Genomic DNA, 23,651 nt, shown 5'->3' on the forward strand with positions numbered 1-23,651 from the left:
GGGGTGGGGGAGGGGTTGGGCATGGGGACTCCTTCGGTCTGGGGACGTGAACCGACGAGGGAGGCCCCAGGTTAGGCGGGCCTAATCAATACTTGCAAGTTCAACAGTTGCTCGGCGGCCGATTTCCACCACGGATTCCGCTTCTGTGCTCCTGCGCGACGGTCCGAGGGTGCGCAGGGCAGCGCGCGCCACGGCGTCCGCGTCCGAGAGCGTCACCGAGTCCACGCCCGGCCTGGCCCCGGCCGCGGTCACCCAGTGCACGCCCTCGGTGGGCACCCCGATCGCGAAGCGCCGTGGGTGCGGGCGGCCCTGACGGTTGATCAGACGGTACGGGCGCTGCGTTACGTCCAGCCCTCCGGTTTCGTAACCGTCGATCGTGTGCGGCCGGCACTGGCCCGTCTTCAGCAGCCGTCCCAGCAACTCGTCGCAGGTCCGCCTGAGGTCCGGTTCCGGCAGCCGCGCCTCGATCAGCGTGGTCGCCGTGACGAAAGATCCGGGCACGTCCGGCGACTCGGCGGTGAAGGCTCCGTCCAGGACCTCGTCGGACATCCCGATGGTGGTGCGCGGGCCGATCACGTCCAGTACGCCCGCCTCGATCAGGGCCGTCATCTCCTCGATACGGCGGCGCGGCGGGCCGATGGAGAGGAACGCGTTCAGCGGGGTGTACCAGCGGTCCAGGTGGTCGCGGCGGGAGCTGCCGGAGAGGCCGGCGTGGTCCACGATCAGGCGCAGCTCGTTGCGGAGATCGCGCAGTACGTCGAGGGCGGCCTTCAGGGGGCCCTCGACATTGCCGAGCGCGGCCGCGGCGGCGTCCTGGCGCAGATGGGTGAGGAGCCAGGCGCGGTGCTCGGCGGGGGAGGCGAAGCGCTCGTCGGCGTACGGACGCGAAATCCGGTCCCAGGACCAGCGGTCCTGGTGCGCGATGCTGAACTCGTCGAGTACGGCGGTCTCTTGGGGGCTGCCGTGGGGGGCGTCGAGGTAGCGGTCCCGGAAGCCGCGGAGGGCGAGGCCGTCGGGGCCGGGGCCGGGGCCGGGTCCGGGGCCGCGTTCCGGGCCACGTTCGGGTTCCGGTTCGCGTGCCGCGAGGAGCGCCTCGTAGTGGACCGTCTCCACTTCCTTGGCCACGAGCGGCCATATCTCGGTGAGGAAGTCGGGCGGGTCGCCCTCGTCCGCGCGCTTGCGGAAGACGGCGATCACGTCGGGCGTGAGCACCAGCGGCTCGTGCCGCCCGGACGAGCCCTTCGCGTTGTCGCCGCGTGCCTGGTACGGGACGCCGCGCCGCGATCCCGCGTAGAGCCGCGGTTCGCGGCCGGAGGGGGTGTAGGTGAGCGTGCCGTCGTCACCGCGTACGAACGCGCCGCCGCGGCCGGTCGTCAACAGCGCCATGTGGTCGAAGAAGTTGAGACCGAGGCCGCGCAGCAGGACCGATTCTCCCGGGGCTATGGGGGAAAGGTCGAGGTCCGCGGGGTTGGCGGGCCCGAAGTAGCGCAGGCGGGGGTGGCGGGCGGCGTACTCGGTGAGGTGCGCCTGGGTCTGCCGGGAGACGACGGGCAGATGCCCCTGCGCGAGGATCACGGCGGAGAGCCCGGTGATGGTGGTGCTGTCATCGAGCGTGAGGGTCTGGAGCGGGGTGGTGGCCGCGGGCGCGTCCGTTCCCGTGGCCGCGAGCTCGTCGAGTGCGGTCGCCGCGGGCGCGTCAGGTGCCGTGGCCCCGGGCGCAGTGGCGTCGCCTGCGGTGCGGGGTTGTGGCACGGTGCCGCGTGCGCCCGCCCGCGTCCCGGCTGCCGTGGCCTGCGCCTCCGCCCGCGTCCGCGCGGCAGCCGTCTGCGCCTCCGGCCGCGTCCGCGCGGCTCCCGCCTGCGCCTCCGGCCAGGTCCGCGCGGCTGCCGCCGGTGCCCCGTCCCCCACAGCCCCCTCCCGGTCGTCCTCAAGCCGTACCGCCCGTGCCCGGTGTACCTCCACCGTCACCGACTGCGGGGCCGACGCCACCGACCTGCTGAATGCCCATTCCAGGTAGCGTCCGTAGCAAGCCCGCGTCGGATACTCGTCCGGGCCGAGCTTCTCCCCCGCGATCCCCGTCGCCCACTCGTACAGGCTCGGGCCCGGGCGGATCGGGCCCTCGCAGGCAACGCTGTCGTCCGTGAACAGCGTGACCTGCGACGCCACCGTGTTCATCAGCAGCTCCGCGGACTGGTCCGTGCGCCAGACGCGGCCCGGGCCCGGGGGCGCCGGGTCGACGAGGTGGATCGTCAGCTGCGTGTCCGGGGTCAGTTCGGGGGCCGACGCACAGAGCCGTTCGAGCACGGACGTGCCGCGCGGGCCCACGCCGACGACCGCGATGGCGCGGGCACGGGCGGAGGCACCGGTGCGCGGAACTGCGGACCAAACGTCGCGTACGTCGGACAAAGCGGTGACTCCCGGGGCAAGTGGGGCTGCATGGAAGCTGAGCGTCCGGCTCATCATGCCGGGGGTGCGCCGGGAGTCGAACCCCTGGGGCCGAGGATCACCCTCCGCTGTGGGAAGGATCACGGCTCGCAGTCAGCTCCCGCTCGTCCGCCGTCACCAGCCGCGCGCGAGAGTCGGAGCCCGCCCCCACCACCCGCGCCTGGTCCAGCCGCAGGGTCGCCGAACGGCCCCGGAGCGTCAGCGTCATCAGCTGGTTGCCGAACCACGGACCGCCCGTCCGTCCCCAGTCCACCGCCGGCCTGCGCAGGCGGCCGTGGCGGGCCAGCGCATGGCCGAGCCGCCGCCCCAACCGGCTCCAGCCGAAGCGGAATCCGAGCTGTATCGAGCGCGGTATTGAGTTGTGCACGGGCGAGCAGGTCAGCTGCAGCACCCGGGAGTCGGGCTGCGCGGCGTCCGGCCACTCGGGCTCGGCGACGTACGCATGGTGCACATCGCCCGACAGCACACATACCGTCGCCGGTGCGTCCTCCCCGCTGCCGACCTCCGCGATCAGGGCCGCCAGCTTCTCGAAGGAGTCGGGGAAGGCGGCCCAGTGCTCCAAGTCGGCCCGTCTGCGCAGGTCCTCGCCGATCCGTGCCCATCTCTCGCCCCGCTCGCCGCGGCACAGCGCGGCGTTCCAGCTCTCCGCGTCGTGTATCAGCGGCGGCAGCAGCCACGGCAGCGAGGCGCCGATGAGCAGGTGGTCGTACGACCCCCGCCCGGCCAGCGCCTGGTCGCGCAGCCAGCGGGCCTCGCCCCGGTCCAGCATCGACCGTTGCTGCTCGTCCAGGACGCGGCCCGCGCGCGTGTCCACCATCAGCAGCCGAGTCCGGCCGAAGTCGCGGCGGTAACTCCAGCGCACACGGGCGGGGTCGGCGTCGGCCTCCTCGGCGAAGCGTCTGAGCCGGTCGGTCCCGTCGTCGGACGCCCGTACCGCCGCGTACAGCTCGTCCGACTCCAGCGCCGCCGGGGAGAGATTGCCGAGGTGCTGGTAGACCCAGTACGACATCAGGGCGCTGAGCAGCCGCTTCTGCCACCACGGGGTGGCCCGCATCTCCGCCAGCCAGGAGGCGCTGGTGTTCCAGTCGTCGATCACGTCGTGGTCGTCGAAGATCATGCAGCTGGGGACGGTGGAGAGCAGCCAGCGCACCTCGGGGTCCAGCCAGGACTCGTCGTAGAGGCGGGTGTACTCCTCGTAGTCCGTGACCTCCGCGCCGGGAGGCTCGCTCAGATCCCTGCGGGTGGCGATCCATTCCTTGGTCGCCTGGGACGTCTCGTCGGCGTACACCTGGTCGCCCAGCAGGAGCAGCACATCGGGCCGTACGGCATCGGGCTCGGCGGCGAGCTTCGCGGCGAGGGTGTCGAGCGCGTCAGGGCCGATCGGGTCGTGCTCGTCGGCGGGCGCTGACGACCAGCGGCACGAGCCGAAGGACACGGTGACGCCGGGGGAGGGGACGTCGGGCATACGGATCGTGCTCGCCGGGAATGGGGAGTCTTCGAGCGGCCAGACCCGGTGGCCGTCGAGCAGCACCTCGTACTCCGTCGCCGTGCCGGGCGTCAGTCCGGTGACGGGGACCAGCGCATAGTGGTGGCCCTCGATCTGGAATGTGTGCGAAGTCCCCATTGCGCCGTCCGCGCACCGGACCTCGGCCGTGCACGGCCGGTCGGCCTCGACCCAGACGGTCGCGCTCCCGCCGGATTCCCAGTCGACGTACCGCAGCAGTGGTCCCAGGCGCAGCCCGGTCATGTGTGCCCTCCTCTGTCGCACCGCACCGTACGGTACGGAACGACAGAGGGGGGCGAACAGGTTCCGGCCGGATCGTGGCCGGAGTGTAAGCCGCTGGTCAGCAGCCGTTCAGCACCGACTGCAGCGCGCTCTTCTCGGCCGAGTCCACGGTCAGGTTCCAGTGGTGCTTCACGTGCACCCACATCCGGGCGTACGTGCAGCGGTACGCGGTCCGCGGCGGCAGCCACTCCGCCGGGTCGAGGTCGCTCTTGGCCTGGTTGACGTTGTCGGTGACGGCGATCAGCTGCGGGCGGGTGAGGTCGTTGGCGAAGGACTGCCGCTGGGCCGTGGTCCAGCTGCTCGCGCCGGAGCGCCAGGCTTCGGCGAGCGCCACGACGTGATCGATGTCCAGGTCGGAGGCGAGGGACCAGGTGGCGCCGTCGTACTCGGAGTACCAAGTGCCGCTGACCGCCGCACAGCTGGAGTCCTGCTGGACGTTCTGGCCGTCGCGCTTGAGGACGACCTCACGGGTGTTGCACGCGCCCGACTGGGTGATCCAGTGCGGGAACTTGTCGCGGCTGTAGCCGGTGGAGGAGCCTTCCGCCTGCACCGTCAGCTGGCCGAGGTAGGTACGGGCGGTGGCGGCGCTGATCGGGGTGGGCGGGGAGGCCTGCGCGGTGGGGGCGGTGGCGAGCAGACCGGTGGCGGCGAGGGCGGAGGTTGCGGCGAGTACGGCTATACGGCGGAAGCGACGCGCGTAGACACCAGGCATGCGAACTCCTTTGATGTGGGGGGAACTTGGCCGTTCGGGCGTGGCCATGTTGGCGGCGCCAGGTTTCTTGGGGGTGGGCGCCAGGTAACAGGGTGGCGACATGGGCACGTCACATCAAGTGTTCTGACGCCCCGGAACTCCCCGGGCCGACCTGGACACCCATGAAATTCTCCGGATATCAAGGGTTATGACGCCCCGGCAGATGGCATGCGGCGGCGTAGGGTTGCCGGGTGCTGCTGTCGGTCAATGTCACGTTCGGAGTCGTGCTGGCCGTGCTGCTGGCCGTCGCGGCGACGGTGGCAGCCGTCGCTCAGCTGGGACGGGGGCGCGAGATCGCCGTGGCCGGCGTGCGGGCCGCGGTCCAACTCGGGGCCGTCTCCCTGGTGATCGGCTGGGTGGTCCGCTCCGTACCGCTGCTGCTGGCGTTTCTGCTGCTGATGTACGCGGTCGCGGTACGCACGGCAGGCCGGCGCATCACCGCGAACAAGACCTGGTTGTGGGCCTGGCTGCCGATCGCCGCGGGCGTCGTGCCCGTCGTCTGTGCCCTGCTGCTCACGGGCATGGTCCCGCTGAAGGGCATCGCACTGATCCCGGTGACCGGCATCCTCATCGGCGGCGCGCTCACCGCGACCGTGCTCGGCGGGCGGCGGGCCCTGGACGAGCTGAAGCTGCGGCACGGCGAGGTGGAGGCGGGGATGGCGCTCGGGTTGCTCGACCGGGACGCCCGGATGGAGGTGGCGCGCGAGGCCGCGTCCGACGCGCTGCTGCCGGGGCTCGATCAGACCAGGACCGTGGGTCTGGTCACACTGCCGGGCGCGTTCGTCGGCATGCTGCTCGGCGGGGCGTCACCGCTGTTGGCGGGCGCGGTGCAGCTGTTTGTACTGGTCGCGCTGATGGCGGTGCAGGCGGTGGCGGTGTCGCTGGTGCTGGAGCTGGTGGCGCGGGGGCGGCTCTACCGCGATCCGGCCTGACGGCCGGGGTGCCGTACCCTTGACGGAGCAGAAGGGGAGTAGCTCTTCGCCGGATCGTCGACATACTGCTGGGCCACGTGCCCGGCCGGCGCCCGGAGGCGGACCTTTTCGAGTTTCGAGAACTCGGCGGTTTCGAGACCTCGGTTTGTTGAGACCTCGGTTTCGAGACCTCGGTGAGGCCCGTCAGCGAGACCTTCGGCCGCAGTGCCCATGTATCCATTCATGGTGCTGCCGTGCCGAAGCGACCCCTGAAACGCTCAGGACTCTCGGCAGGGCCGCGCCCGACCGATTGAGGAATCCCAACCGTGATCAGCTTCACCGTCATGGCGGTCACCTTCGGTGTCGTCTTCCTCGCCGAACTCCCCGACAAGACTGCCCTCGCCGGTCTGATGCTCGGCACCCGCTACCGCGCCTCGTACGTCTTCGCGGGTGTCGCCGCCGCCTTCGCCGTCCATGTCACGCTCGCCGTCGCGGCGGGCAGCGTGCTGACCCTGCTGCCGCACCGGCTGGTGCAGGCGGTGGTCGGCCTGCTCTTCCTCGCAGGCGCGCTGATGCTGCTGATGAAGAAGGACGACGGCGAGGAGGAGCAGGTCAAGGCCCCGGCCGACCAGTCCTTCTGGAAGGTGTCCGGGGCGGGCTTCATGCTGATCCTGGTCGCGGAGTTCGGCGATCTGACCCAGATCATGACGGCGAACCTCGCGGCCCGCTACGACAACCCGCTCTCGGTGGGGATCGGTGCGGTGCTGGCGCTGTGGGCGGTGGCGGGGATCGGGATCCTGGGCGGGCGGACGCTGATGAAGTACGTGCCGCTGCGGCTGATTACGAGGGTGGCGGCGGGGGTGATGCTGGCGCTGGCGGGGTTCAGCCTTTATGAGGCGCTGGCGGGGTAGGGCTGCGCGGGGCGGCTGGGGGTGCGGCTGGGGTGCGGGCGGGGCGGGGCGCCTGCGGCGGGCTTGTTCCCCGCCCCGCCCCTTCCCGAACTGGGGCTCCGTCCCAGACCCCTCGCCTCAATCGCCGACGGGGCTGGATTTGCCGGCCCGTCCGGCCGGGGCCCGTCGGACGGGCAGAACTTTTCAGCCCGTCCGGCGATTGAGGACAGCGCCCGAAGGGCGTCCGGGGTCCGGGGCCGGAGCCCCGGTTACTTCGTGACGTGGAGGCGGATAGTGCCGTCGGGTGTCGACTCCACGCGCAGCACCGTCAGGTCCTGGACGTGGACGTCCGGGGCCAGTGCCGACGCGCGCGGGCCCACCCCCACCACCCGCATCCCCGCCGACCTCGCTGCCTCGATGCCCGCCTCCGAGTCCTCGAAGGCCACGCAGTCCGCCGGGGCGAAGCCCAGCTCCGCCGCGCCCTTGAGGAAGCCCTCCGGGTCCGGCTTGCTCACGCCGACGCGTTCGGCGGTGACCCGGGTTCGCGGCATCGGCAGGCCGGCCGCGGTCATCCGGGCCTGGGCGAGCGCCTCGTCCGCCGAGGTCACCAGGGCGTGCGGGAGCGCGGCGATCGCCGCCATGAAGGCCGGGGCGCCCGCGACGGAGACGACGCCTTCGGTGTCCGCGGTCTCCTGGGCGAGCATCACGCGGTTGTCGGCGTGGTTCTGCTCCATCGGCCGGTCCGGGAGAAGCGCCGCCATGGTCGCGTACCCCTGCCGGCCGTGGACGACCTTCAGTGCCTCGTCCGGGTCCAGGCCGTGCTCGGCCGCCCAGACGCGCCAGCAGCGCTCCACCACCGCGTCCGAGTTGACGATGGTGCCGTCCATGTCGAGCATGAGGGCACGGGCGGTCAGAACGGGCGGCAGGACGGTTGCCGGCATCGGCGTACTCCAAGGCGCGGGAGAAGAGAGACAAGGCGGTTCCGCCCGCCGGTCAGGGAGTGCGGGCGGAACCACTTTGTTCAACCACGATACAAAAACAGACCGGTCGGCGCTACCCCGCCTCGCTTCCCGCCCGAAGCGACCGGAGACTCACGGCTCGCTCGTCTCCGCCTCCAGCGCCCGGCGCGTCTTCGGTCCGTAGACCCCCTTGGGATCACCCTTGACGTTCCGGCTGTCCTGATACGACCGCACCGCGTCCTCGACCGACTGTCCGTACTGTCCGTCCATCGGGCCCACGTACAGCAGCACCTTGGCCAGCCGCTGCTGGAGCTCCACGACCTCCGGTCCGCTGTCCCCGCTGCGCAGCGTGCCCGACCCCGGCGTCTGTGGCTCCTCGGACACCGAACCCGTGGCCTGCGCCGTCGAGGGCGGTGGGGCCGACGGGTTTGCAGCTGCGGAGGAGTCGGCGGACGTACTCGCCGAGGACTGCCCCGCCGACGCCGCACCGGACGGCGAGGCCGAGGCGTCGGCCGACGCGGACGCGGACGCGGACCCGGATGGCGATGACGTGGGTGTGTCCGGCAGTGCGCTCACGGTCGGCGCGCTCGTCCCCCTGTCCGGCAGGGCCTTTTCGCGTTCGTCGTCCCCGGAGAAGAGCCCTCCGGCGAACGCCGCGGTCCCGGCCACCGTCACCGCCGCCGCGACCACCATGAACCCCTTGTGCGACCGCCGGCGCCCGCGGTGCCGCACTGGGGTGAGGTCCACGGGGTCGAGAGCCGCCGGCTCGTCGTGCGGCGCCACATCCACCGCGTCCGGCAGCGGCAGCGACACTGGCACTGGCAATGGCAGCGGCACCGTCGCCCCGTCCGGCGCGGGACCGCTCTCGGCCACGTTCTGCAGCGTTACGTATGGCCGTACGCGCAGCGGATCGAAATCCTCGGCCGCCGCGACCTCCGCATCCCTCCCCGCCTCCCTCTCCGTATCCCTCTCCGCCCGTACCGCGTCCGCAGCCCCCTCCGCGCAGGCGCAGCCGGGCCCGGCTCTGCCCTCGGTATCTCGCGGCGTACCGCATTCAGGACACAGTTGTCCGGTCATTGCTGATTCCCTCCCCTTGCGCTGCGAGCGATTATGCAGAGCCCCCTCGCGACTCCCAACGGCGCCCGGCAGCCCGGTGCCGCCCGGCACCGCCCGCTCGCCAGGCCGTAACCGGTCGCAACGCCCAGGATGGGGAGGAGAGTGATGGAGGGCCGCGTAACCGAGGAGATCGGCATGGCTCAGGAAGTGAGCACTCAGGCCGTGAATCCGGCCCCGGGCGAGGGCCAGAACCGGCAGGCCGTCCTGGCAGCCATCGGCGCACTGCTCCTCGGCATGCTGCTCGCCGCCCTCGACCAGACCATCGTCTCCACCGCCCTGCCGACCATCGTCAGCGATCTCGGCGGCATGGACCATCTGTCCTGGGTCGTCACCGCGTACCTGCTCGCCTCGACCGCGGCCACCCCTCTGTGGGGCAAGCTCGGCGACCAGTACGGCCGCAAAAAGCTCTTCCAGGCCGCCATCGTCATCTTCCTGATCGCCTCCGCGCTGTGCGGCGTCGCCCAGAACATGCCGCAGCTCATCGGCTTCCGCGCGCTCCAGGGCCTGGGCGGCGGCGGCCTCATGGTGCTGTCCATGGCGATCGTCGGCGACATCGTCTCGCCACGCGAACGCGGAAGGTACCAGGGCCTGTTCGGCGCGGTCTTCGGCACGACCAGCGTCCTCGGCCCGCTGCTCGGCGGGTTCTTCACCCAACACCTCAGCTGGCGCTGGGTGTTCTACATCAACCTCCCCATCGGCATCGTCGCGCTGCTCGTCATCGCCGCCGTGCTGCACATCCCGGCCAGCCGGACCCGCCACACCATTGACTACCTCGGCACCTTCCTCATCGCCTCCGTCACCACCTGCCTGGTCCTCGTCGCCTCCCTCGGCGGCATCACCTGGGCCTGGGGCTCGGCGCAGATCATCGGCCTCGCCGTACTCGCCGCCGTGCTCCTCGTGGTTTTCGTGTACGTCGAGCAGCGCGCCGCCGAACCGGTGCTGCCGCTCAAGCTGTTCCGGATCCGCACCTTCACGCTCGTCGCCGTCATCAGCTTCATCGTCGGCTTCGCGATGTTCGGCGCGTTGACCTATCTGCCGACGTTCCTGCAGATCGTGCACGGCATCTCACCGACCATCTCCGGTGTGCACATGCTGCCGATGGTCCTCGGCCTGCTGCTGACCTCGACGTTGTCCGGGCAGCTCGTCAGCCGCACCGGACGCTGGAAGGTCTTCCCCATCGCGGGCACCGCCATCACCGCCGTGGGCCTGCTGCTGCTCCACCGGCTCGACGAGTCCAGCTCCACCGGCGAGATGAGCGCGTACTTCTTCGTCTTCGGCGCCGGTCTCGGCCTGGTCATGCAGGTGCTCGTACTCGTCGTCCAGAACGCCGTCAGCTACGAGGACCTTGGCGTCGCCACCTCGGGCGCGACCTTCTTCCGCTCCATCGGGGCCTCGTTCGGGGTAGCCATCTTCGGCTCGATCTTCACCAGCCGGCTGGAGGACATGTTGACCGACGCGCTCGCCGGACGGTCCGTGCCCTCCGGCGTCGGCCCCGGCCAGCTGGCCGCCGACCCGCGCTTGATCGCCGAACTGCCGCCCGCGCTGCGTCCGTCGGTGCTCCACGCGTACTCGTCGTCCATCACCGACGTCTTCCTGTACGCCGTGCCCGTGGTCGTCGTCGCCTTCCTCGTCTCCTGTTTCCTCAAGGAGGACAAGCTGCGCGGCTCGGTCACCGCGCCCGATCCCACCGAGACCCTGGCGTCCAACCCGGTCCACCGCTCCTCCCACGAGGAGGTGGCGCGGGCCCTGTCGGTCCTCGGCTCGCGCGAGGGCCGGCGCAAGATCTACGAGAAGATCACCGAGAGGGCGGGGTACGACCTGCTGCCCGCGGCCAGTTGGCTGCTGCTGCGCATCCGCCGCCACGGCATCGTCGAGCCCGCGCTGCTCGCCGACTCCACGCTCGTGCCGCTGCGCGTCATCACCGAGGCCGCCCGCCAGCTGGAGGAACGCGGCCTCGCCCGCCGCGAGGGCCTGGATCTGATGCTCACCGACCGGGGCATGGAGACGGCCGTACGGCTGGCGAAGGCCCGCGAAGACTCGCTCGCGGAGCTGCTTGGCGACTGGTGGGGACCGGAGCGGCCGACCGATCTGGTGCAACTGGTCCGGGAGTTGACCGCGGAGCTGTGCGGCTCGGACCAGGAGCGGCCGAACGGCCCGCAGCCCAGGCGCGACCACTCGGCGTGAACTCCGCCCTGCCGCCTCACAGCTCCTTGCCGTACCAGATTTCCATGTACGGACCCGAGCAGTACGCCGGGATCTCGGCGTAGCCGTGCCGGACGTACAGCGTGCGTGCCTCGATCAGGTCGAGCCGCGTATTGAGAACCATGCGCCGCGCGCCCAGCCCGCGCGCCTCGTCCTCCAGCGTCCGCAGCAGCAGCCCGGCGCCCATCTTGCCGCGGAAGGCCAGCCGCAGATACACCCGCGTGAGCTCGGCGCGCTCGGCGTCCAGCAGCAGGATGCCGCCGCAGGCCGCCGCCTTGCCGCCGTACCGTCCGACGACGAACTGGCCGGTGGGCGGCGTGAGTTGCTCGACGCCGTCCCCGGCGAGCCCCTCGTCGATCTCCCGGGGGGTCGCGGGCCGCTTCCAGTAGCGGCTCGCGACCTCGTCGTAGTAGTCACGCCGCAGGGCGCTCGCGTCGGGGGAGTCGAAGGCCTCGGGGGCCAGCGTCCAGGTGGTCATACCGGTCTCTGTACCGGACGGACAGCCCCCGCGGCCAACGATTTCCGCCGCTCAACCCGTGCCACGTGCCACGTGCCACGTGCCACGTGCCGGCGGGCTGCGTGCTCGGTGTGGATGGCGGAGCTGGTCTGCATCGTGGCGAGCAGCGCCGACGACGACGAGTAGCAGGCGCAGCAGAGGAGCCCCCTCCCGCGCGTCAAGCGGCTCCCGGACCAGTCGTGGTTGCGGGACCCGCATACAGGGTCGCTCACTCTACGAAGTGCCGTCCAGGGCCCTGCCGCCAGGGCGGTTGCGGTGTCGAAGCGCCCGATGGCGTACGGACCAGGTCGTCATGCGACTCTCTATACCTGATCCGTACGCCATCGGGCGAGGTCTCAGCCCTGCAAGCCCGCCGAGGCCATGGCGGCCTGCACCTGGTCACGGACGCTGCTCTGGTCGAGCAGTCCTGACCCGGGGTCGGGCTTGCCGTTGTCGCCCTTCTTGCAGACGGTGGCGGTGGAGGGCTCGTTGGTGTCGTCGCCGGAGAAGGTGGCGGTGTAGCAGGTCTCCTTGTCCTGCTTGCCTGGGACCTTACAAGTGGCCTTGCCCCTGCTGTCGGTCGTGTCGGTGCACAGCGAGGTGGAGTTGGTGGTGAAGTCGATGGTCTTGCCTTCCAGAGGCTGGCCCTCGGCGGTCAGCTTGGCCTTCAGCGTGAGGCCGTCGTTGCCCCGGGTGTCCTTCCCCTTCTTCTTCTCCGCCTTGAGTGTCAGCTTGGTCGGGGTCCGCTCAGTAGTGATGGTCCCGATCGCCACACCATCGGGGCGGTCACCGACGGGGATGGGGTCCCCGATGACGGTATTGGTGGCGGTGTCGATCACCGACACGTCCTCCGTGGCGGTGCTGGCGACGTAGACGCGGGAGCCGTCCGGGGAGACCGCCACACCAAGGGGGCCGGTGCCGACGGTGACGGTGGCGGTGACGGTGTTGGTGGCCGTATCGATCACCGACACGCTGTTCGCGCCGCTGTTGGTGACGTAGACGCGGGAGCCGTCCGGGGAGACCGCCACGCCTCGGGGGACGGGGCCGACGGGGATGGGGTCCCCGATGACGGTGTTGGTGGCGGTGTCGATCACTGACACGCTGTTCGCGCCGCCGATGGTGACGTAGACGAGGGAGCCGTCTGGGGAGACCGCCAAGGCTCGGGGGACGAGGCCGACGATGACGTTGGCAATGACGGTGTTGGTGGCGGTGTCGATCACCGACACGCTGTCCGCGCCGAGGTTGGCGACGTACACACGGGAGCCGTCCGGGGAGACCGCCACCCCATCGGGGCCGGCGCCGACGGGGATGGGGTCCCCGATGACGGTGTTGGTGGCGGTGTCGATCACTGACACGCTGTTCGCGCCGCCGATGGTGACGTAGACGAGGGAGCCGTCCGGGGAGACCGCCACGCCTCGGGGGACGGGGCCGACGGTGACGGTGGCGGTGACGGTGTTGGTGGCGGTGTCGATCACCGACACGCTGTCCGCGCCGGTGTTGGTCACGTATACGCGGGAGCCGTCCGGGGTGACCGCCACCCCATCGGGGCCGGTGCCGACGGGGACGGTGGCGGTGACGGTGTTGGTGGCGGTGTCGATCACCGACACGTCGTTCGAGCCGGAGTTGGCGACGTAGACGACGGTTCTGGTCTGCGCGGCGGCGGGCGTGGCCAGGGTGATCGGGACGGCCAGGCCGGCCAGGACCGCCACTCCCGCCACCCAGGCCCGCACCATGACCCACCACGAACCCCCGCCCCCACGACTTCGCCCCGGGCTTCCCCGTTCCGGCGCCCCCCATACTGCGATACCCGACATGAAGACCTCCTGCAGTGCACGACACCGAAGTGTTTTCCCGTGCTCCGAACGAAGGCGGCGATCGATGCCCTGTCATGGACGTCCGGGATCGCCGCGGCGCTGATGATCGCCGCAGCCGACGCTAAGCGCCGTGATCAGCTCGCGTCTGCTCGAACCCCGTGAATGAGGGCCGTACGGAGGAGTCAAGTACCCCATGCGGTCACCGTCGTCGCCCGCCCGCGGGCGGACAGCGACGCGCCCCCGGCGCCGCTGGCCGGAGGCGCGTGATGACCGCGAATGTCAGCCCTGCTTCGGTGCGGCCTGCTGCACGACCTCGAACGACCACAGTGTGGAGTCGCTGGCGGCGGGCTTCGGCCGCTCGCCACCCTCGCCGCCTCCGCCCCCACCCCCGTGCGAGGCGCGCATCGAGCCTTCCATCCAGGCCTGGAAGGACGCCTCGTCGGCCCAGCGCGTGTAGACGAGGTACTGGTCGGTCCCTTCGAGCGGGCGCAGCAGCTCGAACCACTCGAAGCCGTCGGAGTTCTCCACCGAGCCCGCACGGGACGCGAAGCGCTTCTCCAGCACCTCGCGCTGCTCCTCGGGAACGGTCAGGACGTTGATCTTCACGATGCTCATGAGCCCATCCTGCCGTACGGCAGACGCCCGCCGACGGCCCCTCAGGCCACCACACGCCCCAGCAGGAACCCGTCGTACCCCTTCGCGCCCACGGTCTGGACCGCCGTCGCGTCCAGCCGTGGCTCCTGTGCCAGCAGCTCGTACATCCGCCGTGTGCCGACGATCGCCGGGTCCGTGCTGTCCGCGTCCACCACCGCGCCGCCCCGGATCGCGTTGTCGACGATGATCACGCTGCCGGGCCGGCTGAGCTTCAGCGCCCACTCCACGTACTGCGGATTGTTCTGCTTGTCCGCGTCGATGAAGACCAGGTCGAACGGGCCCGCGCCCGGCTCCGTCGCCAGCTTCGGCAGCGTCTCCAGCGCCGGGCCCGTCCTGACCTCGGCGATCTTGTCGAGGCCCGCGTGGGCGATGTTCGCGCGGGCCACCTCCGCGTGGGCCGGGTTGTATTCCAGGGAGATCAGCCTGCCGTTCTCCGGCAGCGCTCTGGCCAGCCAGATCGTGCTGTAGCCGCCCAGCGTGCCGATTTCGAGGATCGTGTGCGCGCCCTGCATCTGTGCCAGCAGATACAGCAACTTGCCCTGGTTCGGCGCGACCTGGATGGGTGGGAGACCGGCCGCTTCGCTCGCCGCGAGGGCCGCGGTGAGGGCTTCGTCGGCGGGCGCGAGGTGGTGGGTGACGTAGTTGTCGACGGCGTTCCACTGGTCCTGGGGCTGCTCCTTGGTCATACGCCCCAACCTATTTCAGTCGACCGGCGGCGGCACGGGAATCAGCGGCGGTGGCAGGACTGGCCTGCGCCGTCGGCGCTGCGGAACTCGCAGTTCCGGTGCCGTCCCGGAAGATGTCCCGAGAGATATTCAGCCAAAACGGGGTGACAGTCAGGCGAAGAGGGGGTTGCCTGAGTCTCCTTCATGGAGCAATGCGAGGCTCTATGAACCAGAAACGCGGAACGTAGCGGAACGTAAACGCGGAACGTAGGGGAGGCGCGGCGCGACGTGGCGAACGCGGAGCACAGCGTGCGCGGGAGTGCGACGACGGACACGAGGATGGGCGCGGCCAGGGCCGCCCTCTGGCTCGTAGCCGCCGTACTTGCGATACGCCAGACGGCGGCGGTGCTCCGGCAGCCGCCCGGTGAGCGGCTGGCCGACCTGGAGACCTGGATCGGCCAGCACGGCGTCCTGCATGTGAAGGGCTCGCTGTACGACGCCGACAAGTTCGCCGGCACGCCCTTCGCCGGACTCGTGCTCAAACCACTGGCCCGCTCCGCCGAGCAGAGCCTCGGCGTCGCCTGGACCTTCGGCACTCTCCTGCTCGTCGTCGGCATAGGCCTGGTCGTCGCCCGCGCCCTGCCCGGCCCGGTCTCGCGCCGCAGCGGCCTGCTCGCCGCGCCCATCGCCATCAGCCTGCTGATGCTGTCGCTGCCCGTACGCAACAGCTTCTACCTCGGCCAGACCAGCATCATCCCGGTCCTGCTCGTCCTCCTCGGCTGCTTCGCCGCGCGGGGGGAGAGATCCTCGGGCGTACTGATCGGCCTCGGCGCGGCCCTTCAGCCGACCGTCCTCCTCTTCGCGCCACTGCTCTGGTTCACCGGCCGCAGAAGCGCCGCCGTCAGCTCAGCAGGCACCTTCGCCGCCCTCTCCGCGCTCGCCTGGGCCGCGCTGCCCAGCGACTCCTGGACCTACTGGGTGCACCATGTCGCGGGCGCGGGCCTCGGCGCCCGCCCGGACAGCCTCGCCAACCAGTCCCTGCACGGCGCGCTGCTCCGCTTCGGCCTCGAGGGCCCGCTCGAGATAGCCCTGTACGTCGCCCTCGCCGCGGTCGTCTGCTGGTTCGGCCTGCGCCGCGCCGTCCGGTACGCCCAGGACGGCCAGCTTCTCCTCGCCGTCGCCCTCACCGGCTGCGCCGCCGTCGCCGTCTCGCCCACCGCCTGGCAGCACCAGCTCCTGTGGGTGCTCCTCGCCGTCGTCGGCCGCGTCGGAAAGCGCGCCTCCGACCGCATGCTCTGGCCGGTCCTGATCATCCTGGCGATGACCCTGCCCGGGAAGATGCTGCTGCCCAACATGGCGGTGCTCTACCCCGTACGCGACAACGTCCTGCTGATCGCCGCCCTCGCCGCGGCCTGCGCCGTGCCCTTCCTGCCGCGCACCTCGCCGTACTTCCGCAGGCCCGTCCCCACCGAGTACGCAACGCCCGCCCCGGCCCGCTGGGCTCAGGTACCGCTGCTGCCCTTCTGGCGGCGCGTCCTCAGCCGCCCCAACCTGCTCCTCGAACTCCTGGTGATCCGGGTCGGCTACTCCGTCTACTCGCACATACGCGCCGCCGCGACCGGCGGCGTCGCCGCAGCCGAGGAGCACGGCCGTCAGATCATCTCCGTCGAGCGAGCCCTCGGCCTCGACATCGAGCACTGGGTCAACCACGCGGTGGTGAACGCGAAGTGGGCCGAAGCCTTCTTCGACTTCTACTACACGTCCTTCCACTTCGTGGTCCCGCTCGCCATCCTCGGCGTCCTGTACGTCCGCCGCCCCGCCGACTACCGCTGGGCACGCTCCTCGCTCGCCTTCGCGACGGTCCTCGCGCTCCTCGGCTTCTGGCTCTACCCGCTGGCCCCGCCGCGCCTGATGCCCGGCATGGGCTTCATCGACACGGTCCACGGCCCGCAGGACCTCGCCAACCCGGACTACGGCGCGATGACCGCCGTCACCAACCAGTACGCGGCCATGCCCTCGCTGCACTTCGGCTGGTCCCTCTGGTGCGGCCTGGTCGTCTTCATCCTCGCGCCCAAGCTGTGGATGAAGCTCCTCGGCCTGCTCCACCCGCTCTTCACCGTCTGCGCGATCGTCGCCACCGCGAACCACTGGGTACTCGACGCGGCGGGCGGAGCAGCGGTGGTGGGTGCGGGCTTCGGCCTCACGTACGTACTGGCCGGTCGGCGCGATCTCCTGGTGCCACAGGGCGCGGTGCCGCCCGCACGGGCGCGTGTCGAAACCCCGGTCCCGGCCGCGCCGAAGTAGCACGCGCGGCCCAGGGAGTACGGGTTGTGCCCGCACCCCCTGGGGTGGATCGTCGCGTTCAAGCCAGCATCCGCCCGCGGCGCCGGTTCCGCCACTTGGGCGCTACTGTCCCACCTCGAACCACACCGTCTTGCCTGGTCCGCGTCTTGTTTCCACGCCCCACTTGTCCACGACGGCATCCAGCAGAGCAAGCCCTCTGCCCGACTCCTCGTCGCCGCCCGCGTCGCGGGCCAGCGGCAGCTCCAGCGCGCGGTCGGAGACCTCGACCCGTAGGCCTTCCGGATGCCGCAGGATCAGCAACCCACAGTGCCGGTCGGGCACATGGCGTACGACATTGGCGAGCAGCTCGGTCACGGTTAGCTCGGCGGCGTCGGTCAGTTCGGGCATGCCCCACACGCCGAGGTAGCTGCGGACGATCCGCCGGACGTGCCGCGCGGAGTGCTCGCCGACGGTGAAGCGCATGCCGTACTGGGAAAGTTCTTCGTTCACGGTACGAGCGTGAGCTGTGTTGACTCCTCTCGGCTACGGGCCGGATACAACGTGCCCTGCCGTTGGCGGAGTTGAACGAGGGGATGCCGCCATGACCCATATCAACGTCCTCGACCCGAGCGCGTCGCCGCTGGACTACTACGGTTACGAGCTGCGGCGATACCGCGAGGCGGCGGAGCTTACGCAGAAGCAGCTGGGCGCGATCATCAACTACACGGGGTCGTTGGTCGGCCAGATCGAGACGGCGCGGAAGTTGCCGACGGCGGAGTTCAGCGAGCGGTGGACGTTGCGCTGGGTGCGGGCGGGTTATTGACGCGCCTGCTGGGGCTGGTACTGCGGAGCCAACTCCCGGCGTGGTTCCAGCAGGTGGCGGAGCTTGAGGCGCGGGCCAGTGAGATCTATGTCTTCCAACCGCAGCTGGTGCACGGGCTGCTGCAGACCGAGGGGTACGCGCGGGATGTGCTCGGCGTCGTGGACCAGAGTGATCTGGACAACCGAACAGCCGCCCGGATGGCGCGGCAGCGCATCTTGGAGAAGGAAAAGCCGCCGGTGCTCTGGGTGGTTCTCGGCGAGACGGTGCTGCGTCAGGAGATTGGAGGCACGGAGGTCATGCGGAACCAACTGGCCCACTTGTTGAGCTTCGAGTCCAACTCCCGGGTGCACATTCAGGTACTGCCGTTCAAGGTCGGGGCGCACGCTGGATTGCCGGGTTCCTTCGACCTCTTCCGATTCGCAAGCGACCCGGCCATCGTCTATAGCGAGGGCTATGAGGCCGGGCATCCAAGCGCTAACCCGGATGAGTTCGGGGCCCGTTCGCGCCGTTACGATCACCTCCAGGCCGCCGCCCTGTCCATCCAGGATTCGGCGGAGCTGATCCGGCGCACGATGGAGGAACGCTATGGGGAGCAGCACGAGGTGGCGTAAGTCCAGCTACAGCACCGACACCGGCGGGTCCTGCGTGGAGTGCGCCCCGCTCGGCGGTGCGGCGTGGCGCAAGTCGACCTACAGCAGTGACCAGGGCGGCGACTGCGTCGAGATCGCCGAGACCCTCCACACCGTCGCCGTACGCGACTCGAAGAATCCTTCCGGCCCCGCCCTCACCCTCGCCCCCGCCGTCTTCGCGACATTCGTCGACGCGCTCTAGTGGTCGCCGCGTGTGGGCGGGGTGAGCAGCGCAGGCGGCTGCTTCCCGGCGTGTGACGGGCGGTCGGAGGTGTGGCGCTGCCGCCGGCACGGGGGTGCGTGACGCGGCGGCAGCACCGAGATGGATCAGCAGGCAGGGTCGAGAAGGACCTTGCGGACACCGTCGGCGCGGCTGTCGAACAGTTCGTACGCCGCGGTGCCCTCGGAGAGGGCGAGGCGGTGGGAGACCACGACCTCCGGCGTTATCCGTCCGGCCTGGGTGAGGGCGATCAGGGCAGGGAGTTCGTAATGAGTCGAGCACAGTCCGATGGCGAACTCCAACTCCTTGACCTGGGCCATTCCCATGTGGATGGGAAACGCCTTGTTATGGCTGACCCCGATGACGCTGACCCGGCCGGCCTGCCGGACGGCTTTGAGGGCGAGCTGGATGGTGGCGTCCGAGCCCACGGCCTCTATCACGGCGTCCGGTCCGCGTCCTGCGGTCATCTCCCGTACGGCCGTCCGTGCGTCCTCGCCCTCGACCGGCTCGACGCCCAGGGTTGCGGCGAAGGCGCGGCGCTCCGCGACCAGGTCTGCGCCCAGCACGCGGGCGGCGCCCATGGCGAAGGCGGATTGGGCGGCCATGAGGCCGACCGGCCCGAGACCGATGACCAGGACCGTTTCGCCGGGCTGGATGCGGGCGCGGCGGCAGCCGTACCAGGCCGTAGGGGCGTTGTCCGTCAGGACGACGGCGGCATCGTCGGAGATGCCTTCGGGCAAGTGCACCAGGTTGACCTCGGCGTGGGGCACCGCCAGGGCCTGGGCCTGACTGCCCGGAAGCTGCGGGCTCACTCCGTAGCACAGGTCCGTCGGGGCCTGGGCGCGCTCGCACCTGCCGGTGAGCCCCCTCGCACACGTTCTGCACAGGGTGCAGCCGACCGAGGCGGGAACCAGGACACGGTCGCCGGGCTTGAAGCGGGTGACCTGGTCGCCGGTGTCGACGACCACGCCGACGCACTCGTGTCCCGGGGTGTAGCCGATCTCCGGACTGAACCCGTTGCCGTCGTAGATGTGCAGGTCGCTGCCGCAGATACCGGCCGTGGTGACCTGGACGACCGCGTCGGTGGGGCTGGTGACCGCCGGGTCGGGAACGTCCCCGTAACGGATGTCGTGGCGGCCGTGGAAAGTCAGTGCCTTCACTGGATTCCTCCATCCAGGCGCAGGGTGGCGCCGGTGGCATCGATCCGGTCGGGTCGCCGCTGGAAGTCGGGGTCGGTCTCGAAGTCCGAGGACATGGATGGGTCTCCCACGCGCATCAAGGTGCTTGAATTAACATTTAATGCGACCGTATCACTCTGGCGTGATGACGCTACGATGGGCACCCGTGACAGCACATGAGACGCCCGAACCGGCCACGCCGCCCCGGAGCCGGAAGCCCCGTGACACCCGCGGCACACTCATCCGCGCCGCCGAGCAGCTGTTCGCGGCGAAGGGCGTCGACGGTGTCTCGCTCAGCGAGATCAAACGGGCCGCCGACCAGCGCAATGCGATGGCCCTGCAGTACCACTTCGGCGACCGGGCGGGTCTGCTGCGGGCCGTACTCGACAAACACCTCCCTGCGGTGGATGCCCGCCGGGAGGTACTGCTGCAGCAGTACGAGGACAGTGGCACCGTCGATCTTCGCTCCCTCGCCGCTGCCCTGGTGCTGCCGGCCGCCGCGAAACTCGCCGATCCCGACGGCGGCCGTGAGTTCCTGCAGATCGTGGCCGAACTGCTCAACCGGCCCGAACCCCTGGTAGAGCTCGTCGTGCCGAACGAGGGGTCAAGCATCTACGCCTGGCGGCGCCTGGTGGAGCCTCTGCTGCGTCCCGAGTCGACCACGGTGCTCCACACCCGCTTCACCGCCCTGCGCTTCTGCCACGCCGAACTCGCCGCCCGTGCCGCCGCCCGCCCGCGCAGGGACGACCGGCTGTTCACGAGCCGGCTGGTCGACCTGGTCACCGCACTGGTGGCCGCACCGGTGTCCGAGCAGACCGCACGACTGCTGCAAGAGCGAGACCTGAAGGACCGGACCGGTCAGCAGGCCCCAGCGCGCTGACCGGTCCGGTCCCTCCAGCCGATCAGCACGGCGGCAGGCTCGGGGAGGCGTCGAGGTCAGTTGCGTAAGCCGCGCGAAGGGCGCGGCCGGCGTCTGGCGTGGGGCGGTGAGCCATGAGGCGGCTCAGACCGTCACCGTCAGCCCGGGCGTCCCGGCGGGAGGCAAGGGCCTGACGTGGGTGGATGGCCCCTGCCTCCCACGGCATCGCAGGTCAGCCGTGCGTGACCTGGAGTTCCTTGATGCCGTTCAGCCAGGCCGAGCGCAGCCGGCGCGGGTCGCCCGCGAGGCGCAGGTCGGGCAGGACGTCGGCTATCGCGTTGAAGATCAGGTTGATCTCCATCACGGCAAGGGACTTGCCGAGGCAGAAGTGCGGGCCTCCGCCGCCGAAGCCGAGGTGGGGGTTCGGGTCGCGGGTGGCGTTGAACTGCTCGGGCGCGTCGAAGACTTCGGGGTCGTTGTTGGCGGATGAGTAGAAGAGGCCCACCCGGTCGCCCTTCTTGATCTGCTGACCGCCCAGCTCCACGTCCTGGGTTGCCGTGCGCTGGAAGGAGACGACGGGCGTCGCCCAGCGCACGATCTCCTCCGCCGCGGTCTCCGGCCGATCCCGCTTGTAGATTTCCCACTGCTCGGGGTGCGTGAGAAACGCGTGCATGCCGTGGCTGATGGCGTTTCTCGTCGTCTCATTGCCCGCGACCGCCAGCAGAATCACGAAGAAGCCGAACTCGTCGTTCGAGAGGTTGCCTTCGTCCTCGGCCGCGACGAGCTGGCTGACGATGTCCTTGGCCGGACACTCCTTGCGGGCGGCGGCGAGGTTCATCGAGTACGAGACGATCTCCATCGCCGCCTCGGCGCCGATCTCTTCGGTGATGGCGTACTCGGGGTCGTCGTACGCCGCCATCTTGTTGGACCAGTCGAAGATCTTGGCGCGGTCCTCCTGCGGTACGCCGATGAGTTCGGCGATGGCCTGGAGGGGGAGCTCTACGGCGATGTTGGTGACGAAGTCGAAGCTGCCGTCGTCCTTCGCGCCGGCGAGCGCGGTCTCGACGATGGTGCGGGCACGGGAGCGGAGTGCGTCCTCCAGGGACCGGACTGCCCGCGGGGTGAAGCCGCGCTGCACGATCTGGCGGACGCGGGTGTGCTCGGGCGGGTCCATGTTGAGCATGATCATCTTCTGGACCTCGATCTGGTCACGGCTGATGGACTCGTTGAAGCGAATGACGGCGGTGTTGGTGTTGGAGGAGAAGAGTTCGGGATGTGTGGAGACGTGCTTGACGTCGGCGTGACGGGTAACGACCCAGTAGCCCTCGTCCTGGAAGCCGGAGATACCGGCCGGCTGTGCGCACCACCAGACCGGGGCGGTCTGCCGCATCTGGGCGAACTCCGGGTGGGGGATGCGGGCTTGGAGCAGATCGGGATCGGTGAAGTCGAACCCTTTTGGCAGATGGGGGCAGTCCTTCGGCAGCTTCAAGGTCAACTCCAGGTCTGGCGGTGGTGTCGGTGACAGCGGCTTGTCTGACGACCCATCAGAAGTTGACCGAAAGGTAGTAACGAGTTCTACAAGTGGCAAGGGCCACGGCGGGATCTGTTGCGGGTGAGGGCCGCAGCAGGGGCGTGCAAGACCCTTGCGTACCGGGGGTAGCACTTATCAGACTGCACAGAGAACTAGAACGCGTACTAGTTCGGCCGCGGGGTGCCGGGACGCTCAGCGGCTGTGTGAGGAGAGGACGAGCTCATGGCCGCGGAACCCGTCATCGTCGAAGCCGTACGCACCCCCATCGGCAAGCGCGGAGGCGCGCTCGCCAATCTGCATCCCGCCTATCTGCTGGGCGAGACCTACCGTGAACTCCTCGGCCGCACCGGCATCCACGCCGACTGCGTCGAGCAGGTGGTGGGTGGCACGGTCACCCACGCCGGCGAACAGTCCATGAACCCCGCGCGGAACGCGTGGCTGGCGATGGGGCTGCCGTACGAGACGGCGGCGACGACGGTGGACTGCCAGTGCGGGTCGTCGCAGCAGGCGAGTCATATGGTCGCGAACATGATCTCGGCCGGGGTCATCGACGTCGGGATCAGCTGCGGCGTCGAGGCGATGTCGCGGGTGCCGCTGGGGAGCGGGTCCAAGCACGGGCCGGGCAAGCCGTTCCCCGACGAGTGGAATGTGGACCTGCCGAACCAGTTCGAGGCGGCGGAGCGCATCGCGCGCAACCGCGGTCTTTCCCGGGAACGGGTCGACTCGCTGGGACTGTTGTCGCAGGAGCGGGCGGCGGTGGCGTGGGCGGAGGAGCGCTTCAAACGCGAGACGTTCGCGGTGCAGGTGCCGACGACGGAGGAGGAGCAGGCGGCGGGGCAGGGCATGTGGCGGCTCGTAGACCGGGACGAAGGTCTGCGGGACACGAGCATGGAGGCGCTGGCGAAGCTGAAGCCGGTCATGCCGACGGCGGTGCACACGGCCGGGAACTCGTCGCAGATCTCCGACGGTTCGGCGGCGATCATGTGGGCGTCGAAGCGGATGGCGCGGGCGCTGAAGCTGAAGCCGCGGGCGCGGATCGTCGCGCAGGCGCTGGTCGGAGCGGACCCGCACTACCACCTGGACGGGCCGATCGACGCGACGCGCGCGGTGCTGGGCAAGGCGGGGATGTCGCTGAAGGACATCGACCTGGTCGAGATCAACGAGGCGTTCGCGTCGGTGGTGTTGAGCTGGGCGCAGGTCTTCGAGCAGGACCTGGAGAAGGTCAACGTCAATGGGGGCGCGATCGCGATCGGGCATCCGGTGGGGGCGACGGGGGCGCGGCTGATCACGACGGCGCTGTATGAACTGGAGCGCAGGGACAAGGAGTTTGCGCTGGTGACGATGTGTGCGGGCGGGGCGCTGTCGACGGGCACGATCATTCAGCGGCTGTAGGGGGACTGCCGTCCCCCTACGACCCCCTGCGTCCTCAATCGCCGGAG

The 23,651-nt window shown here is 70.2% G+C and carries 19 protein-coding genes and 1 pseudogene; 8 read left to right on the top strand and 12 right to left on the bottom strand.

What is annotated here, in order from left to right:
• Positions 1–81 precede the first annotated feature (81 nt).
• From QFZ67_RS27540 to QFZ67_RS27550, 3 genes are all read right to left on the bottom strand, one after another.
• Positions 82–2,325: an FAD/NAD(P)-binding protein gene (locus QFZ67_RS27540; protein ID WP_373430247.1), complete on the bottom strand. Its 2,244-nt coding sequence runs from the start codon at positions 2,323–2,325 to the stop codon at positions 82–84.
• Positions 2,326–2,503: 178 nt separating this feature from the next.
• Positions 2,504–4,192, bottom strand: a complete 1,689-nt coding sequence (locus tag QFZ67_RS27545) for an alkaline phosphatase D family protein (RefSeq protein WP_307663746.1) — start codon at positions 4,190–4,192, stop codon at positions 2,504–2,506.
• 97 nt (positions 4,193–4,289) lie between these two features.
• Positions 4,290–4,943, bottom strand: a complete 654-nt coding sequence (locus QFZ67_RS27550; protein WP_307663747.1) for an HNH endonuclease family protein — start codon at positions 4,941–4,943, stop codon at positions 4,290–4,292.
• A 230-nt stretch (positions 4,944–5,173) separates the two neighbouring features.
• Between QFZ67_RS27550 and QFZ67_RS27555 the strand changes: the two genes are divergently transcribed.
• Together QFZ67_RS27555 and QFZ67_RS27560 are read left to right on the top strand one after the other, a co-directional pair.
• Entirely contained in the window at positions 5,174–5,914 is a 741-nt protein-coding gene (locus QFZ67_RS27555; protein ID WP_307663748.1) for an ABC transporter permease, read from the top strand.
• 305 nt (positions 5,915–6,219) lie between these two features.
• A complete protein-coding gene (locus tag QFZ67_RS27560) occupies positions 6,220–6,804 on the top strand; it encodes a TMEM165/GDT1 family protein (RefSeq protein ID WP_307663749.1) in 585 nt (194 codons plus the stop codon).
• A gap of 248 nt (positions 6,805–7,052) precedes the next feature.
• On the opposite strand, the gene QFZ67_RS27565 is transcribed toward QFZ67_RS27560, so the two are convergent.
• Together QFZ67_RS27565 and QFZ67_RS27570 are read right to left on the bottom strand one after the other, a co-directional pair.
• Entirely contained in the window at positions 7,053–7,724 is a 672-nt protein-coding gene (locus QFZ67_RS27565) for an HAD-IA family hydrolase (protein ID WP_307663750.1), read from the bottom strand.
• A gap of 150 nt (positions 7,725–7,874) precedes the next feature.
• A complete protein-coding gene (locus tag QFZ67_RS27570) occupies positions 7,875–8,819 on the bottom strand; it encodes a peptidoglycan-binding protein (RefSeq protein ID WP_307663751.1) in 945 nt (314 codons plus the stop codon).
• 174 nt (positions 8,820–8,993) lie between these two features.
• Here QFZ67_RS27570 and QFZ67_RS27575 point away from each other — a divergent pair, with 174 nt between their 5' ends.
• On the top strand, positions 8,994–11,042 hold the full coding sequence (locus QFZ67_RS27575) for an MFS transporter (protein WP_307665988.1): 2,049 nt from the start codon (positions 8,994–8,996) through the stop codon (positions 11,040–11,042).
• 16 nt (positions 11,043–11,058) lie between these two features.
• On the opposite strand, the gene QFZ67_RS27580 is transcribed toward QFZ67_RS27575, so the two are convergent.
• The 4 genes from QFZ67_RS27580 to QFZ67_RS27595 form a co-directional block, all read right to left on the bottom strand.
• Positions 11,059–11,538, bottom strand: coding sequence for a GNAT family N-acetyltransferase (locus QFZ67_RS27580; protein ID WP_307663752.1), 480 nt, complete (start codon positions 11,536–11,538; stop codon positions 11,059–11,061).
• A 374-nt stretch (positions 11,539–11,912) separates the two neighbouring features.
• Positions 11,913–13,289 carry a beta-propeller fold lactonase family protein gene (locus tag QFZ67_RS27585; RefSeq protein ID WP_307663753.1) on the bottom strand — a complete coding sequence of 459 codons (1,377 nt, stop codon included), beginning with the start codon at positions 13,287–13,289 and terminating at the stop codon, positions 11,913–11,915.
• Positions 13,290–13,649: 360 nt separating this feature from the next.
• The gene (locus QFZ67_RS27590) at positions 13,650–13,985 is read right to left on the bottom strand and encodes an antibiotic biosynthesis monooxygenase (RefSeq protein ID WP_307663754.1); all 336 of its coding nucleotides are present in this window, start codon (positions 13,983–13,985) and stop codon (positions 13,650–13,652) included.
• Between the two features lie 41 nt (positions 13,986–14,026).
• Positions 14,027–14,710, bottom strand: a complete 684-nt coding sequence (locus QFZ67_RS27595; RefSeq protein WP_307663755.1) for an O-methyltransferase — start codon at positions 14,708–14,710, stop codon at positions 14,027–14,029.
• Between the two features lie 318 nt (positions 14,711–15,028).
• Here QFZ67_RS27595 and QFZ67_RS27600 point away from each other — a divergent pair, with 318 nt between their 5' ends.
• Positions 15,029–16,993, top strand: coding sequence for a bifunctional glycosyltransferase 87/phosphatase PAP2 family protein (locus QFZ67_RS27600; protein ID WP_307665989.1), 1,965 nt, complete (start codon positions 15,029–15,031; stop codon positions 16,991–16,993).
• Between the two features lie 102 nt (positions 16,994–17,095).
• Here QFZ67_RS27600 and QFZ67_RS27605 read toward each other — a convergent pair whose 3' ends face one another.
• Positions 17,096–17,455: an ATP-binding protein gene (locus tag QFZ67_RS27605; protein WP_307665990.1), complete on the bottom strand. Its 360-nt coding sequence runs from the start codon at positions 17,453–17,455 to the stop codon at positions 17,096–17,098.
• A gap of 118 nt (positions 17,456–17,573) precedes the next feature.
• On the opposite strand from QFZ67_RS27605, the pseudogene QFZ67_RS27610 reads away from it, so the two are divergent.
• Positions 17,574–18,406 (top strand): annotated as a pseudogene (locus QFZ67_RS27610) (Scr1 family TA system antitoxin-like transcriptional regulator).
• Positions 18,381–18,626, top strand: a complete 246-nt coding sequence (locus QFZ67_RS27615; protein WP_307663756.1) for a DUF397 domain-containing protein — start codon at positions 18,381–18,383, stop codon at positions 18,624–18,626. Before QFZ67_RS27610 ends, QFZ67_RS27615 begins: the two are co-directional and overlap by 26 nt.
• A gap of 125 nt (positions 18,627–18,751) precedes the next feature.
• On the opposite strand, the gene QFZ67_RS27620 is transcribed toward QFZ67_RS27615, so the two are convergent.
• Entirely contained in the window at positions 18,752–19,804 is a 1,053-nt protein-coding gene (locus QFZ67_RS27620) for an alcohol dehydrogenase catalytic domain-containing protein (protein WP_307663757.1), read from the bottom strand.
• Positions 19,805–19,988: 184 nt separating this feature from the next.
• On the opposite strand from QFZ67_RS27620, the gene QFZ67_RS27625 reads away from it, so the two are divergent.
• Positions 19,989–20,702: a TetR/AcrR family transcriptional regulator gene (locus tag QFZ67_RS27625; RefSeq protein WP_307663758.1), complete on the top strand. Its 714-nt coding sequence runs from the start codon at positions 19,989–19,991 to the stop codon at positions 20,700–20,702.
• A 211-nt stretch (positions 20,703–20,913) separates the two neighbouring features.
• Here the strand turns inward: QFZ67_RS27625 and QFZ67_RS27630 are convergent, their stop codons facing one another.
• A complete protein-coding gene (locus tag QFZ67_RS27630; protein WP_307663759.1) occupies positions 20,914–22,170 on the bottom strand; it encodes a cytochrome P450 in 1,257 nt (418 codons plus the stop codon).
• A gap of 264 nt (positions 22,171–22,434) precedes the next feature.
• Here QFZ67_RS27630 and QFZ67_RS27635 point away from each other — a divergent pair, with 264 nt between their 5' ends.
• On the top strand, positions 22,435–23,604 hold the full coding sequence (locus QFZ67_RS27635) for a steroid 3-ketoacyl-CoA thiolase (RefSeq protein ID WP_307663760.1): 1,170 nt from the start codon (positions 22,435–22,437) through the stop codon (positions 23,602–23,604).
• Positions 23,605–23,651: the final 47 nt, after the last annotated feature.

Source organism: Streptomyces sp. V1I1 (genome assembly GCF_030817355.1).
GTDB lineage: Bacteria > Actinomycetota > Actinomycetes > Streptomycetales > Streptomycetaceae > Streptomyces.

What these genes read in the sequence shown, in the direction of transcription:
- QFZ67_RS27615 (WP_307663756.1), top strand. Translation starts at nt 18,381, where the DNA reads ATGGGGAGCAGCACGAGGTGGCGTAAGTCCAGCTACAGCACCGACACC.
- QFZ67_RS27545 (WP_307663746.1), bottom strand. Translation starts at nt 4,192, where the DNA reads ATGACCGGGCTGCGCCTGGGACCACTGCTGCGGTACGTCGACTGGGAA.
- QFZ67_RS27565 (WP_307663750.1), bottom strand. Translation starts at nt 7,724, where the DNA reads ATGCCGGCAACCGTCCTGCCGCCCGTTCTGACCGCCCGTGCCCTCATG.
- QFZ67_RS27600 (WP_307665989.1), top strand. Translation starts at nt 15,029, where the DNA reads ATGGGCGCGGCCAGGGCCGCCCTCTGGCTCGTAGCCGCCGTACTTGCG.
- QFZ67_RS27575 (WP_307665988.1), top strand. Translation starts at nt 8,994, where the DNA reads ATGGCTCAGGAAGTGAGCACTCAGGCCGTGAATCCGGCCCCGGGCGAG.
- QFZ67_RS27605 (WP_307665990.1), bottom strand. Translation starts at nt 17,455, where the DNA reads ATGCGCTTCACCGTCGGCGAGCACTCCGCGCGGCACGTCCGGCGGATC.
- QFZ67_RS27580 (WP_307663752.1), bottom strand. Translation starts at nt 11,538, where the DNA reads ATGACCACCTGGACGCTGGCCCCCGAGGCCTTCGACTCCCCCGACGCG.
- QFZ67_RS27590 (WP_307663754.1), bottom strand. Translation starts at nt 13,985, where the DNA reads ATGAGCATCGTGAAGATCAACGTCCTGACCGTTCCCGAGGAGCAGCGC.
- QFZ67_RS27570 (WP_307663751.1), bottom strand. Translation starts at nt 8,819, where the DNA reads ATGACCGGACAACTGTGTCCTGAATGCGGTACGCCGCGAGATACCGAG.
- QFZ67_RS27595 (WP_307663755.1), bottom strand. Translation starts at nt 14,710, where the DNA reads ATGACCAAGGAGCAGCCCCAGGACCAGTGGAACGCCGTCGACAACTAC.
- QFZ67_RS27635 (WP_307663760.1), top strand. Translation starts at nt 22,435, where the DNA reads ATGGCCGCGGAACCCGTCATCGTCGAAGCCGTACGCACCCCCATCGGC.
- QFZ67_RS27550 (WP_307663747.1), bottom strand. Translation starts at nt 4,943, where the DNA reads ATGCCTGGTGTCTACGCGCGTCGCTTCCGCCGTATAGCCGTACTCGCC.
- QFZ67_RS27585 (WP_307663753.1), bottom strand. Translation starts at nt 13,289, where the DNA reads ATGGTGCGGGCCTGGGTGGCGGGAGTGGCGGTCCTGGCCGGCCTGGCC.